16 protein-coding genes and 1 pseudogene are annotated in these 12,851 nt (G+C 45.0%); 10 read left to right on the top strand and 7 right to left on the bottom strand.

Going from position 1 to position 12,851, the window contains the following annotated elements:
• Positions 1–3 precede the first annotated feature (3 nt).
• Positions 4–351: a YojF family protein gene (locus A361_RS26330; protein WP_019380557.1), complete on the bottom strand. Its 348-nt coding sequence runs from the start codon at positions 349–351 to the stop codon at positions 4–6.
• 281 nt (positions 352–632) lie between these two features.
• On the bottom strand, positions 633–1,460 hold the full coding sequence (gene pdxK / locus A361_RS26325) for a pyridoxine/pyridoxal/pyridoxamine kinase (protein ID WP_019380559.1): 828 nt from the start codon (positions 1,458–1,460) through the stop codon (positions 633–635).
• A 366-nt stretch (positions 1,461–1,826) separates the two neighbouring features.
• Here pdxK and mobA point away from each other — a divergent pair, with 366 nt between their 5' ends.
• The 5 genes from mobA to A361_RS26300 all read left to right on the top strand — a co-directional run bounded on the left by mobA (position 1,827) and on the right by A361_RS26300 (position 4,806).
• On the top strand, positions 1,827–2,429 hold the full coding sequence (gene mobA / locus A361_RS26320) for a molybdenum cofactor guanylyltransferase (RefSeq protein WP_019380560.1): 603 nt from the start codon (positions 1,827–1,829) through the stop codon (positions 2,427–2,429).
• Between the two features lie 62 nt (positions 2,430–2,491).
• Complete coding sequence (locus A361_RS26315; protein ID WP_019380561.1) at positions 2,492–2,956, top strand: molybdenum cofactor biosynthesis protein MoaE; 465 nt, start codon at positions 2,492–2,494, stop codon at positions 2,954–2,956.
• Positions 2,949–3,179, top strand: coding sequence for a molybdopterin converting factor subunit 1 (moaD, locus tag A361_RS26310; protein WP_019380562.1), 231 nt, complete (start codon positions 2,949–2,951; stop codon positions 3,177–3,179). Before A361_RS26315 ends, moaD begins: the two co-directional genes overlap by 8 nt.
• Before the next feature lie 28 nt (positions 3,180–3,207).
• A complete protein-coding gene (locus A361_RS26305; RefSeq protein ID WP_009332339.1) occupies positions 3,208–4,227 on the top strand; it encodes a thiazole biosynthesis adenylyltransferase ThiF in 1,020 nt (339 codons plus the stop codon).
• Positions 4,228–4,407: 180 nt separating this feature from the next.
• Positions 4,408–4,806: a hypothetical protein gene (locus A361_RS26300; RefSeq protein WP_019380563.1), complete on the top strand. Its 399-nt coding sequence runs from the start codon at positions 4,408–4,410 to the stop codon at positions 4,804–4,806.
• A gap of 172 nt (positions 4,807–4,978) precedes the next feature.
• Here the strand turns inward: A361_RS26300 and A361_RS26295 are convergent, their stop codons facing one another.
• Positions 4,979–5,308, bottom strand: a complete 330-nt coding sequence (locus A361_RS26295; RefSeq protein WP_009332337.1) for a general stress protein — start codon at positions 5,306–5,308, stop codon at positions 4,979–4,981.
• Positions 5,309–5,491: 183 nt separating this feature from the next.
• On the opposite strand from A361_RS26295, the gene A361_RS26290 reads away from it, so the two are divergent.
• From A361_RS26290 to A361_RS26275, 3 genes are all read left to right on the top strand, one after another.
• Positions 5,492–6,169 (top strand): uracil-DNA glycosylase, encoded by a 678-nt coding sequence (locus A361_RS26290; protein ID WP_019380564.1) that lies wholly within the window; start codon positions 5,492–5,494, stop codon positions 6,167–6,169.
• A gap of 484 nt (positions 6,170–6,653) precedes the next feature.
• The gene (locus tag A361_RS26280; protein ID WP_009332335.1) at positions 6,654–6,929 is read left to right on the top strand and encodes a YwdI family protein; all 276 of its coding nucleotides are present in this window, start codon (positions 6,654–6,656) and stop codon (positions 6,927–6,929) included.
• A 26-nt stretch (positions 6,930–6,955) separates the two neighbouring features.
• Positions 6,956–7,327 carry a DUF423 domain-containing protein gene (locus A361_RS26275; RefSeq protein ID WP_009332334.1) on the top strand — a complete coding sequence of 124 codons (372 nt, stop codon included), beginning with the start codon at positions 6,956–6,958 and terminating at the stop codon, positions 7,325–7,327.
• Positions 7,328–7,367: 40 nt separating this feature from the next.
• On the opposite strand, the gene gerQ is transcribed toward A361_RS26275, so the two are convergent.
• The 3 genes and pseudogenes from gerQ to hemQ form a co-directional block, all read right to left on the bottom strand.
• Complete coding sequence (gerQ, locus tag A361_RS26270; RefSeq protein WP_019380565.1) at positions 7,368–7,886, bottom strand: spore coat protein GerQ; 519 nt, start codon at positions 7,884–7,886, stop codon at positions 7,368–7,370.
• A gap of 46 nt (positions 7,887–7,932) precedes the next feature.
• Positions 7,933–8,342: pseudogene (locus A361_RS30345) on the bottom strand (cell wall hydrolase).
• A gap of 153 nt (positions 8,343–8,495) precedes the next feature.
• Positions 8,496–9,239, bottom strand: a complete 744-nt coding sequence (gene hemQ, locus A361_RS26260; RefSeq protein ID WP_019380566.1) for a hydrogen peroxide-dependent heme synthase — start codon at positions 9,237–9,239, stop codon at positions 8,496–8,498.
• A gap of 383 nt (positions 9,240–9,622) precedes the next feature.
• On the opposite strand from hemQ, the gene pta reads away from it, so the two are divergent.
• Together pta and A361_RS26250 are read left to right on the top strand one after the other, a co-directional pair.
• Positions 9,623–10,600: a phosphate acetyltransferase gene (pta, locus tag A361_RS26255; RefSeq protein WP_019380567.1), complete on the top strand. Its 978-nt coding sequence runs from the start codon at positions 9,623–9,625 to the stop codon at positions 10,598–10,600.
• Positions 10,601–10,815: 215 nt separating this feature from the next.
• The gene (locus A361_RS26250) at positions 10,816–11,658 is read left to right on the top strand and encodes a lipoate--protein ligase family protein (protein ID WP_019380568.1); all 843 of its coding nucleotides are present in this window, start codon (positions 10,816–10,818) and stop codon (positions 11,656–11,658) included.
• Between the two features lie 152 nt (positions 11,659–11,810).
• On the opposite strand, the gene A361_RS26245 is transcribed toward A361_RS26250, so the two are convergent.
• Positions 11,811–12,563, bottom strand: a complete 753-nt coding sequence (locus A361_RS26245) for an RsfA family transcriptional regulator (RefSeq protein WP_019380569.1) — start codon at positions 12,561–12,563, stop codon at positions 11,811–11,813.
• Positions 12,564–12,851 lie beyond the last annotated feature (288 nt).

Genomic DNA, 12,851 nt, shown 5'->3' with positions numbered 1-12,851 from the left:
TATTTATTCAAAAGGATTTTCACTAATTTGCAGGGCGACTGCAAGCTTGCCGCTGAAATCGTGGCCGGCTAAAAGGAGCCTGTCTTCTTTATCGACTTCAAAGTGGGTAATTCCTTCAGCATACACCCAGCCAAAATTCATTTTCAATCCAACCCGGTAAGGGCCTTTTCCGGTGATTTTTCCATGCTCATAAACCAATTTGGCATTGCGGATATAGGCGCCTGAAGAAAAGAAGCTTTCATCAAAATGGGAAGCATACGCTCCATTTGTTGTTTCCAGATGAATAAAGACCTCTTTATTGGCAAGGCGGTCAATCTCTTTTTGCACGTGTTCTTTCACTGCTGGTTCCACTCTATAGTCCCCCTTCCGTTTTATCTTCATATATTCGTTTGAGACGGTATTTATATGTTTATCTTACTAAAAAAAGAAATGAAAAGCGAAAAAGTAATCTCAGAAAGGGTGCTAAAAAGATATAACCGCGAAATTGTTATATTATCCGCGAAAAAACAAATATAACCGCGGAAATTTAATTTTATCCGCGAAAAAATCAATATATCCGCTAAATCCCCGTTTTATCGGGTGAATTGCCAATTGCAAAAAACAGAGCCCCCTCGGACTCTGTTTCACCATGCTTATTCTGAATCAAGACTGCCTGCGCTATATTTGCGGTAAGCACCAGGCATCGTAGGGCCAACATACTCATTTAGCTTAAAGCCATGGTTGATGGCGGCAGTGATGAAATCCTTCGCTGTTTGAACCGCTTCTTTGACAGGTTTGCCTTTCGCGATTTCTGCTGTGATTGCAGAAGAGTAGGTGCAGCCTGCGCCATGAGTGTAAGTCGTTTCAACGCGTTCGCTTTCATAAAGAGTGAACTCTTGTCCATCATATAGAAGGTCAACGGCTTTTTCGTGCTGAAGCTTGCTGCCGCCCTTGATTAATACATACTTCGCACCAAGTTCATGAATTTTGACAGCCGCTTCTTTCATGTCCTCCACAGTTTTGATTGGACCTGTTTTAGCCAGCTGCCATGCTTCAAATAAATTTGGTGTTACCACTGTTGCAAGCGGCACAAGCAAATCTCTTAATGCTTCGTTCAATTCAGGATGAATCGGCTCATCTTCACCTTTGCAGACCATGACCGGGTCGATGACAACATGATCCAGGCTGTTTTCTTTAATGGTCTTTGCCGCAATTTTAATCACTTCTTCAGAACCTAGCATGCCTGTTTTCATCGCATCAATACCTGTAGATATGATCGTTTCGATCTGTGTTTCCAGAATATCTGTAGAGATCGGGAACACGTTGTGGCTCCAGTTATTTTTAGGATCCATCGTCACAATGGTAGTCAGCGCAGTCATCCCGTAAACGCCAAGCTCCTGGAATGTCTTAAGGTCTGCCTGAATTCCCGCGCCGCCGCTCGTATCTGAACCGGCAATGGTCATTACTTTTTTCATCGTCATATGCATAGTTCCTCCTTGAAGTACTGCTGGATATCTTTTTCTAATTATAACAATAATTGAAAAAGGTAAAAACTATAACGGACTGCAGATAGCATTAAGTTAACCGCTCCTTTAGGCAAAAATACGATGCACATCACTTGAACGCACATAAAAAAGGCTATGCACACATAAATCACGCTTATCCGCACGTAAAAAAATTTATCCGCTCATAAACTTCGTCTATCCGCACATAAATTAACTTCAGAAAAAAATCCTGCTGAACGTCACAATATTGCCAACTCCAGCGGCCTTCGTATAAGAAACAGGCCGGAATAGATGGTAAAATAAAAGGATAACGATAAGATACATTGAAAGACGGTGAGGAAAATGAGCAGTACAGGCATCATTTTGGCAGGAGGGCATTCAAGCCGGATGGGGGAGAATAAAGCCCTGCTGAAAATAGGCGGCAAAACGGTAATTGAACGAATCGCCGATCAGCTGTCTTCTATATTGCCCAATGTCATCATCGTAGCCAATAAACAGGAAGATTATCAGTTTCTCGGCCTTCCCCTTGTGAGCGACCGCTGGAAAGAAAAAGGGCCACTGGCTGGAATCCAGGCCGGCCTGTCTGAATCCAGGACCCAAAAAAATCTGATTGTGGCCTGTGATATGCCATTCATATCCGGGGAGCTTGCCAGGCTTCTTCTTGAACAGCTGGATCAGCATCAGGCATCCGTACTTGAAATCGGAGGGCAGCTTCACCCGCTTTTTGCCGCTTACCGAAAGGATGCAAAAGATGCAGCAGAGCTGGCATTGAGAGAAAATAAGCTGCGGATCCGCCAATTTCTGCAGGAAATAGATAGCAGAATCATAAAAGATGAAGAGCTTAAGAATATGGGGTTTTTATATAGGGATGCGCACTTTTTTAACATGAACCGTCCTGATGAATACCGGCAGGCACTGAAACTGGCCGAAGATGCCTCAAAATAAGAATGCATTCATTTCCATTCCGGCTCTGTCTATGTCAAAATCAAATAAAAAGAGGTGATTCCATGAATTTTGAGATTTCTAAAGATCCGATCGATATCCAAAGTGTGATCGATAAAGTGGTGCAGCGGGAAGCGGGAGCGATTACGACCTTTATCGGAACCGTCCGCGAGCTGACACATGGAAAAAAAACACTTTACTTAATATATGAAGCATATGAATCAATGGCTGTGAAAAAACTGGAGCAGATCGGAACCGAGATAAAAGAGCGCTGGAACGGGGCAGAAGTGGCAATTACCCACCGGACAGGCAAGCTGGATATCACCGATGTAGCGGTCGTCATTGCCGTTTCCACTCCACACCGTGCGGATGCTTATGAAGCAAACCGCTATGCGATTGAAAGAATTAAAGAAATTGTGCCGATTTGGAAAAAGGAACATTGGGAAGATGGCGAAGAATGGATCGGCAATCAGCTGGAAACAGTGGCATACCCAAAAGGAAAACCGGAGGAGAAGGATTTACATGAATAAAATTATGTTTTTTGCCCATTTGCGGGACCGTGTTGGAGAAGAGTCTTTGACAAAGGATGTCAGCGGCAAAACAATCTCTGAACTGAAACAGATGCTTGAGGAAAATTACGGGCTGAAGCTTGATTCAGTCATGGCAGCCGTGAATGAAGAGTTTGCTTCTGATGATGAAGTCATTCAGGACGGAGATACAATCGCCTTTATCCCTCCAGTCAGCGGAGGGTAATGGCAGCTTCAAGAGAGGAGGGGGCGCATTGTCTGAAAGGTATTCTCGCCAGGCTTTGTTTCCGCCTATTGGAAAAGTGGGGCAGGAAAAAATCCGCTCCAAGCATGTGCTCATAGTCGGTGCCGGCGCTCTTGGCTCGGGAAATGCGGAATTGATGGCGCGTTCAGGTGCCGCCAAACTGACGATCATTGACCGGGATTATGTCGAGGAAAGCAACCTGCAGCGCCAGCAGCTTTTTGCAGAAAGCGACGCCTTAGATAAAATGCCAAAAGCGGCTGCAGCAGAAAAACGGCTAAAGCAAATTAATAGCGAGGTCGAAATCCGCTCGATTATTGGCGATGCTACTCCGGAAAAGCTGGAAGAGCTTGCTGAAGGGGTGGATCTGATCCTGGATTCGACCGATAACTTTGAAACCAGGATGACCATTAATGATATCTCTCAAAAATTTAATATTCCATGGATTTATGGAGCCTGTGTCGGCAGCTTTGGCATGAGCATGACAATCATTCCCGGGAAAACGCCATGCATGAATTGCCTGCTGAAAAAGATTCCGATCCAGGGGATGACCTGTGACACCGGAGGAATCATTGCCCCAGCTGTGCAAATGGTCGTCGCCCATCAGGCAGCTGAAGCGCTGAAAATTCTGGCTGAGGACTGGGAAGCCGTGCGTACCGCTATGGTCAGTTTTGATTTATGGCGAAACCAGTACACCAGCATGAAGGTGTCAAAAGCGAAGGATGAAGGCTGCTTATCTTGCGGAACAGAAAGAACATATCCTTATCTGCGGCCGGAAAATATGATGAAATCCACTGTTCTCTGCGGAAGGGACACTGTTCAGATCCGCCCGCCAAAGGAGCAGGAAATCGAATTCGCTGAAATCGCACGGCAGCTGAAAGCACTTGGCTACCAGGTGAAAGGCAATCCGTATCTGCTTTCCATCGAAATGGAGGAGCAGCGCCTTGTCCTCTTTAAAGACGGACGCGCCCTTATTCATGGCACAAAGGATTTAGCGCAGGCGAAGTCCATTTATCAGCGGATTATGGGTTAAAGTGAACTTCAATCAGTGGGGTTCTGTTAGTTGGGGCCCGCAGGACGTGGCGTTTTATGTCATTTTCCTGCTGTCGGGCCTTTACGGTCAGTAAGAGTCCGATAAACTAGTGCTTTTTCATTATATATAAGCCCCTTCCTTTTTTGTAAAATAAAGACAAAAAGACAGAAGAGGTTAATAATGATTACATTCATGTATTTTTTCGGCTATTTGTTTGACCAGCTGCTGGTCAATTTTATAGGGATGGTCCTGATCCTTTACAGCTTTATCATTCCGGTTACCCCTATGTATAAAACCAAGCGGCCTGCAGATCTAATCGTGCATATAAGCCGGATTCTTTTCGCTATCATTCTCCCATTCCTGAACTTTTTCTATTTTTTATTCAATAGCGGGGACTGGGCGACAGGGGAAGGCATTACAGCACCGGAGCATTTTAGCACTTTCATCTGGGTTCAGGCTGGTTTGATTGTGCTGCCTGAACTGGTTTTTTTCATCCTGTCAAAAGTCAATATAACCAGAGTCTGGTGGTATGTGCTATACCCGGCTCTGCTGATTGGGCTATGGGTTTGGATGTTTTAAGGGCATAAAAAAAGCGATGAAAAATTTTCATCGCTTTTTCATACTGTCTAGCTGCTCCAGCGCCTACCCCCTCGAGGTCACAAGCTAAGCCTCTCAAAAAGGCAAAGGACGACTTTCCTTGAGGCTTGGCTTGTGCTTATCGGGGAAGGGCAAGGCGCCTCCGCTTTTCAAATTATTTTACTTCGTCTGTACCTACAATAACTAACTTGCCTTCATCCAATACTTTTTCATATTGTTCTGCTTCTACCGTCGTTAAACCAACAGATTCGAATTTTGTACGAAGCTCATCTCCGCGTTTTTTGAACACGTTGCCGACAGAATCGAGTAGGCCCTGCTCCTTCATGCCGACTTCGCCTGTATCCGTCGCGTCAGAAAGGTGCTCTGAGCGATCCTTGTCATGTGCGAAAATATAGATGTTTTCCTTATTAAATCCCTGGCTTTGCAGCATTCCAATCGTATCTGTAGCCTGTACGCCATTTTCAACAACTTCAATTTTATACATATATAACATCCTCCTTAAAAGATTTGCAGATTTATTTAAATGGCAGCATGTCCTGCCGTTATATTTATTACATATCCGTTCTAAAAAATTTTAAACATGTATGCAAGAATGAAAGATTATGCCATGATAACCAATGGGTATTAAGAATAGGACCTTTCAAATAAGAGGAGGGAGAGTTGGCAGATGAAGCGTATCTTAAGAAATGACTGGCAGGAGATTTTGGCAGAGGAATTCGAGAAACCTTATTATCTCCATCTTCGTGAATTTTTAAAAAAAGAATATGAGGAGCAAACTATTTATCCGAGGCAGGAGGATATTTTCAATTCGCTCCAATATACAGCTTATAAAGACGCAAAGGCAGTTATATTGGGGCAGGATCCTTATCATGGGCTGGGGCAGGCACATGGATTGAGCTTTTCGGTACAGCCTGATGTAAAGCTGCCTCCTTCGCTGAAAAATATATTCAAGGAAATGCAGGATGACCTGGGCTTCGAGGTGCCAAACAATGGCTATCTATTAAAATGGGCCCGAGAAGGAGTGCTGCTCTTAAATACCGTTCTGACCGTCCGCAAAGGGCAGGCGCACTCGCATAAGGGGAAAGGATGGGAAACTTTCACCGACACCGTTATACAAAAACTGAATGAGAGGGAAAAGCCCGTGGTTTTTATTTTATGGGGCAAACCGGCTCAGGAAAAAGAAGTGCTGATTGATGCTTCTAAACACTATATAGTAAAATCGCCGCATCCAAGTCCATTTTCGGCAAGAAAAGGGTTCTTTGGCAGCAGGCCATTTTCAAGAACGAATGAGATATTACAAGAGCTTGGGGAGGAGCCCATTGACTGGCAGATTCATGATCTCTGATTCTTTTCGTCATGTTTCACGTGAAACATACCGTTTCGTGTAAGAGAATAAGAGAAGTGCTCGAAATATGCATGTTCGAGAAGGGAAAGGAAAATGAGTTCACAGAAAATGGCTTGTTTAAAATGCAAATAATTCTGTGTTACTGGGACCGGTACTATCCAAAAGGCTGCAGGGGTTTTCAGTTTACCCTGTCTAGCTCAGCGCCTACCCCCTCCAGGGTTGGGGGTGGGCAAAAGGCGCGTCCGCTTTTCTTTAAAACCAGGCGGATGCCCTCTCTCGGAGTTTTCCGGGCATCTGGCCATCCTTGTTTGCGTTTTGAAAAGGAAAACTGATAAACTTTATATGGCCGGTAACATTGGCGATTTTTTAAAAAGAATGTATACTTTTTTTGGACTTCAGGAATTGTCTAGCAGAAGCAGCCTGACACTTGAGGGTAGAGGGTGGCAAGGCGCTTATGCTTTTTTTACAGAAAGAGGTGTAGAGAATGAATATCTCTGTTCAGAAGCTTTTAGGGAAGATGGAAAAGGAATTGCTGGAAGCAAAAAGCAGCTCTTCAGACGCCAGAATAAGAGAAAGAGTGCAGGCGATCAAGTCATTATGCGAGCTGGTTTTGGAAGAGTCGGATACAGGAAGTGTGTCTGCTGTTGCTTCTATTAGCCATACATACAATGCACCGCCTGCGGCTCAGCCAGCGGGTCTGCAGCCAAAGAAAATGCAGATGGAAGATGAGGCAAACGGCGATTCATTATTCGATTTTTAATAAAACGATAAGAGGTGCAGGGGATTATGAAGCTATTTATTATAATTGGAGCCATTAATGCTTTTTTAGCAGTTGCATTAGGTGCGTTCGGAGCGCATGGGCTTGAGGGGAAAGTGGAGCCGAAGTATTTGGAGATATGGAAAACAGGTGTAACCTACCAGATGTTCCACGCAACAGGCCTTTTGATTATTGGCGTCCTGCTTGGCAAATTGCCGGCGACATCTTTATTATCCTGGTCAGGCTGGCTGATGCTGATCGGCATTATCCTTTTCTCAGGAAGCTTATATGTTTTAACATTAACAAAAATCAGCGTGTTGGGTGCCATCACCCCGCTTGGCGGAGTCTCTTTCCTTGCGGCTTGGGTGCTGCTGATCATTGCGGCGGTAAAATATTTATAATAGGAAAGGAGCTTTGACGGGGTCAAAGCTCCTTTTTTCATTACCTCGGCGAATATTGCGACATTCCTTGCCCTCCGCCAAACGGATATTCATATTCTATTTCTTCATCAAATGTTACATAGTCTAAGTAGATCATTGGAAGGAGGATACGTTGGCCTGTTTGCGGATCGCTCAGTATCAAGTGATCCCGTCCGGCCGCTTCAATGATGCCTTTAAATATTTTGGCGTTCCATTCCGTATTGTTTTCGAATGTTGCATAAACAGTCGCGAGTTTTCCTCTGTTCAGGCGAAGAATATTTTCGATGTAGGATTGTTCAAGCGGGAGCATGCCTGGAATAGAAGGAGCAGCTGAAGGGGCACCCATACCGCCGCCGGCGCCTGCACCTGGAAACATCCCGCCCGAGCTCGTACCCGGAACTGTTCCGCCTGTTTGAACGGGCTGGAACTGCGGCTGACCCTGCGGCTGGCCCTGAAAGTTCTGAGGCATTTGGGTGCCATCCGTGTAACGCTGCTGCTGGTAACCATAAAAAGGGTATTGACCATAATTTGATTGACTCAATTTTTTTCCCTCCTAAAATTAAAATCAGCCATTTCTATCCGCATTGCTAGTAGACTGTCGGACAGTCCTGCGGGGTAGATTTATAAAAGCAATGGGCTTTAAACCGTCCGGCATTCCCTTGGCTGTACCATTGGGCCGGGCAGCTGCCTTGTGGCCGAAAGAACCATAATGCACTGCTGGCAGAGTAGTGTTGGTGACCGCTTATTACTTTGCGGGCGAGGTCAATCTCACTGCCGCGCACCTTGATAAAAATTGCCTTTTTGGTTGGCTTCAATCCCGCTTGGGTTCTGATAGACCATTCTCCTGATGGAGCAGGTATCCTTGAAGGCCCAGACATTCACCCCGGACATGGTTAACCCCTCACATTCCCAACCATCAGCATGCCGTGCTTCCCATCGCACGCATGAGCCGGCCGAGGAGCTTAACATCTTCCTCGGTGTAAGGGATAACTCCAATCTCTTCACCTCTCTTTAATAAGCCATGATGCTGCGGATAAGAGAATTGCCTAGGTATAAGAGAAACTCACTATTTCATTACTATGTAGAGGCATGTTTTTTTATGACCTCCGGAAAAAGAAAAACTCCCAGCAGAAGCCGGGAGTTTTAAACATTATACGTGAAGGAATTTTTCAACCTTGTCCTCTTCAAGGATGTTGCCAACGAAGAAGGAGCCGAATTCACCGTAGCGGGCACTGACTTCATCGAAGCGCATTTCATAAACAAGCTTTTTAAACTGAAGAACATCATCAGAGAAGAGGGTAACGCCCCATTCGTAATCGTCGAAGCCGACTGAACCTGTGATGATCTGCTTTACCTTTCCTGCATACTGGCGCCCGATCATGCCGTGGCTGCGCATCATATTGCGGCGGTCTTCCATCGGAAGCATGTACCAGTTGTCATTGCCCTGGCGGCGCTTGTCCATCGGATAGAAGCAGACATGCTTTGCTTTCGGAAGTTCTGGGTAAAGGCGTGCCAGGATCTGAGGATTCTGGTAAGGATCTTCTCCTGCCGGCAGGTAGTTGCTCAGCTCGACAACAGAAACATATGAATGAGCAGGAATCGTGAATTCAGCTAACTTAGTTTTGTTGAATTCGTTTTCAATTTCATTTAGCTCTTCCATTGTAGGCCTTAAGATCATCATCATAAAATCAGCTTTTTGGCCGACAATTGTATAAAGGGCATGGCTGCCGTTTTTCCCGCTTTGTGTTGTATTCCACTTGTCCACTAGGGCCATAAATTCGTGGATCGCTGCCTGACGCTCTTCGCTGGGAACCATTTTCCAAGTTGTCCAATCAACTGTGCGGAAGTCATGTAAACAATACCAGCCATCAAGCGTTACTGCTGCTTCACTCATTATAATCACTCCTAATATGTACTAAAATTCTCATCATTACTATAACATAGTTTCTCCAATTAACATGTGTACAAAACTTGAAATGTTGGAATTCAGCAGGGTGACAGGCACCTATACCAATTTGCCGAACTGGCATAGGTGTCTGTCACCGCAAATTCCCGTTTACAAAGAGGGGATTATGGATATCTTAAAAAAGGTATAAAGGTGGACTGTAAGAAGGATATTTATTATTGGAAATTTACCGAAAACAAAAACTTTTTTGTTGTAAACGCTAACAGTATGTGAACTCCTTGAAATTCTTAGGATGAGGAGTATTCTAAGGGAGTATATAGGAGAATTTCTATTGAATTGAACGGAAATTTAGTGCCGTAGGAGGAATTAGCATGAGTGATTTATTCACAGTATTGAAAGAAAAAGTAACAGCGCAGAATTTAAGAATCGTTTTTCCGGAAGGACAGGATGAGCGTATTTTAGCGGCTGCAGGAAGATTGGCTGCGGAAAAAATCATCACTCCGATCCTTATTGGAAACATCGCAGAAATTGAAGCAAAAGCAAAAGACATGGATATCAGCCTGGAATCAGCTGAAATTTATGACCCAAATAACTTTTTAATGATGGATGAGCTTGTGGCTGCATTTGTTGAAAGACGCAAAGGCAAAGCGACAGAAGAAGATGCACGCAGGATCCTTCTTGATGAAAACTATTTTGGAACCATGCTTGTCTATGCGAACAAAGCAGACGGCCTTGTGAGCGGTGCTGCCCATTCAACAGCTGACACAGTGCGCCCGGCTCTTCAAATCATTAAAACAAAAGAAGGCGTGCGCAAAACATCTGGTGTATTCATCATGGTCCGTGACGATGAGAAATATGTTTTTGCCGATTGTGCCATCAACATCTCACCGGACAGCCAGGACCTGGCGGAAATCGCGATTGAAAGCTCGAAAACAGCCAGAATGTTCGATATCGAACCGCGTGTGGCCATGCTGAGCTTCTCAACAAAGGGCTCTGCCAAGTCACCTGAAACGGAAAAAGTTGCGGCGGCACTTGAAGCAGCTAAAGTTCGCGATCCGCTTTTAATCATCGATGGGGAATTCCAGTTTGATTCGGCATTCGTTCCATCGGTAGCTGAGAAAAAAGCTCCGGATTCACCAATCCAGGGAGATGCAAATGTATTTGTTTTCCCTAGCCTGGAAGCCGGAAACATCGGCTACAAAATTGCCCAGCGCCTAGGAAACTTCGAGGCAGTGGGACCAATCCTTCAAGGCTTGAACCGTCCGGTTAATGACCTGTCCCGCGGCTGCAACGAGGAAGACGTTTACAAGCTTGCTTTAATTACTGCAGCTCAAGCTTTACATCAATAATACAGGAGCTTAGAAGCCGGTCCCTTGTGACTGGCTTTTTTGCTATAATGTATCTGTTATGGGCCTTTGGCCGATAAAGGCTCAAGTTTGGCCGCTAAAATGCCATATTTGGCCGATAAAACTATAACTTAGGCTGATAAACCAGCTGATTTGGCCGTTAAATAGATAAATTCTGCCGATTAACTCGAATATCGGCAAAAGGGGATCAAATGAAGATGAATTCGCTACAAGACTTGCTGTTTCAGGAAGAATGGAGGGTTATTGACCAGTCTGCTGCAGGCATCCACTTAAATGCCCTGCACTCTTTCGGGATGGACGATACACTATGTGCTTCTGTCGGATCGGGTGAGGCGCCTGCGACCGCGAGGACATGGGTTCACCATAATACCATTGTGCTTGGAATCCAGGATACGAAGCTGCCTTTTTTAACTGAAGGCATCCAGTTTTTAAAGAGCCAGGGGTACGAAGTGATTGTACGAAATTCCGGCGGCCTGGCAGTTGTCCTGGATCAAGGGGTCCTGAATATTTCGCTGATTTTTCCTGAAAGTGAAAAGGGAATTGATATAAACCGCGGATATGATGCGATGTGGATGCTCATCCAAGAGATGTTTTTCGATTTTCATATACAAATAGAAGCGCGTGAAATTGTCGGCTCCTATTGCCCGGGAAGCTATGATTTAAGCATCGGGGGACAAAAGTTTGCCGGCATCTCGCAAAGGCGCCTCCGCAATGGCGTGGCGGTCCAGATCTATCTGTGCGTGGATGGCAGCGGAAGTGAGCGGGCCGATTTGATTGGCAAATTCTATTCTCTTGCTAAAAAAGAAGAACAGACAAAGTTCCAGTACCCTGAAATTCAGCCGGCTGTGATGGCATCACTATCGGAATTGCTGGGTACAGAGCTGACGGTACAGGATGTGATGCTCCGCTTTTTGCAGTCATTGAAAAAGAAAGCAGGCCGCCTTTATGCAGGGCAGCTGACAAATGTGGAAGCAGGCCTGTTTGAAGCCTATTACCGCCGTGTGATAGAACGGAATGAGAAAGTACTTGGCAGCGAATAAATAAAAGAAGAGCCGCAGTCATAAACGATCTGCGGCCCTCCTTGAAAGGAATTGCTGCCATTTTCTCCTGCTCCCGCTGCCGGGAACACCTTTTTTGTTTTAGAATTTTCAGCGCCTGCACCCTTGGGCGGGCAAGGCGCTTTTAGTTTTTCTTATTCAGCTACTCTTTCCAAATTGCCGTTGCGGTCCATTTTAAACTTGGATGCCGGCCTTTCTTCTTCATCAAACAGAACAAAATTGCGGGCTCTGTTCATGATTTTCATCAGTGTCTCGTAATCTTCCTGAATGGTTACCGTATTCTGCTCCAATTCGCCGATTTTGCCTTCAAGCTCTTCATTTCGGCTTCTGAGATCGGCATTTTCCCGCTTCAATCTTTCATTCTCACTCTTTAGTATATCAAGCTGAATGCCTGAATGATTCAATGTTTGCAAGTATGTGATAACGGTATCCATATCCAGCTGTGCAGGCGCAGTATAAACCGGCTCTGAATAGGTGAAGGATGAGACCGTCTCTGTTTGGATATGCGATTCATCCTCTGTGCGCTCTTCGTAAAAATCTGCCGGTGATGGCGGTAGGACCGCATTTGTCTTAATTGGCGCTGCTTCAACCTCCTGCATAGTTGGAACCGGCGGAGAGTATAAGAGTTTCTTTTTGCCGCCCTGATCCTTTCCTAGCATTCTTTGTCTCTGCTTGCGCTGTTTCTTGGCTAATTGAAGTGCTTTTTCATACTGGTGCCTCACTACAGCGTTCCAGCGGAATCCGCATGCCGCAGATGTGCGGTTCAGCTTGTCCCCAACTTCCTCAAAAGCGTTTAACTGAGTGCTGCCTTCCCTCACATGCCGCAAAACAGTTTCTGCCAGCAATAAATCGTTTTCATCTGTCCAAGCGTCCTGACGTATTTTCATGTAACCTCAACTCCCTAAATTATTACTTTTTGCTGTTGCCTTAGTTAAAGGATGGACAAACTTGGCAGATTTTATACAAAGGTGATTAAAAGGATAGTAGATTTTTTTAAAATTTTATTTTTCGCTAGATACGTATGGCGGTTTTGTGAAGATTACTAAGATTCACCACCCAAGTTAATGATTACAGCTTGCAATAGAGCTGGATAAGTTTTAAAATAGCCTGTAGCAGTTGGCAGGGCAGTCCTTTTTATCTGAATAGGAATGCTTTGCAGCGGATATGCTTTAACG

It is taken from the genome of Cytobacillus oceanisediminis 2691 (genome assembly GCF_000294775.2).
Classification (GTDB): Bacteria; Bacillota; Bacilli; order Bacillales; family Cytobacillaceae; genus Cytobacillus; species Cytobacillus pseudoceanisediminis.
The sequence above is the reverse complement of the archived record's forward strand: the minus strand, read 5'-3'. Positions and strand labels throughout refer to the sequence as shown.

Coding starts and splice junctions, on each gene's coding strand:
- pdxK (WP_019380559.1), bottom strand. CDS start 1,460: ATGACGATGAAAAAAGTAATGACCATTGCCGGTTCAGATACGAGCGGC.
- mobA (WP_019380560.1), top strand. CDS start 1,827: ATGAGCAGTACAGGCATCATTTTGGCAGGAGGGCATTCAAGCCGGATG.
- A361_RS26315 (WP_019380561.1), top strand. CDS start 2,492: ATGAATTTTGAGATTTCTAAAGATCCGATCGATATCCAAAGTGTGATC.
- moaD (WP_019380562.1), top strand. CDS start 2,949: ATGAATAAAATTATGTTTTTTGCCCATTTGCGGGACCGTGTTGGAGAA.
- A361_RS26300 (WP_019380563.1), top strand. CDS start 4,408: ATGATTACATTCATGTATTTTTTCGGCTATTTGTTTGACCAGCTGCTG.
- A361_RS26295 (WP_009332337.1), bottom strand. CDS start 5,308: ATGTATAAAATTGAAGTTGTTGAAAATGGCGTACAGGCTACAGATACG.
- A361_RS26290 (WP_019380564.1), top strand. CDS start 5,492: ATGAAGCGTATCTTAAGAAATGACTGGCAGGAGATTTTGGCAGAGGAA.
- A361_RS26280 (WP_009332335.1), top strand. CDS start 6,654: ATGAATATCTCTGTTCAGAAGCTTTTAGGGAAGATGGAAAAGGAATTG.
- A361_RS26275 (WP_009332334.1), top strand. CDS start 6,956: ATGAAGCTATTTATTATAATTGGAGCCATTAATGCTTTTTTAGCAGTT.
- hemQ (WP_019380566.1), bottom strand. CDS start 9,239: ATGAGTGAAGCAGCAGTAACGCTTGATGGCTGGTATTGTTTACATGAC.
- pta (WP_019380567.1), top strand. CDS start 9,623: ATGAGTGATTTATTCACAGTATTGAAAGAAAAAGTAACAGCGCAGAAT.
- A361_RS26250 (WP_019380568.1), top strand. CDS start 10,816: ATGAATTCGCTACAAGACTTGCTGTTTCAGGAAGAATGGAGGGTTATT.
- A361_RS26245 (WP_019380569.1), bottom strand. CDS start 12,563: ATGAAAATACGTCAGGACGCTTGGACAGATGAAAACGATTTATTGCTG.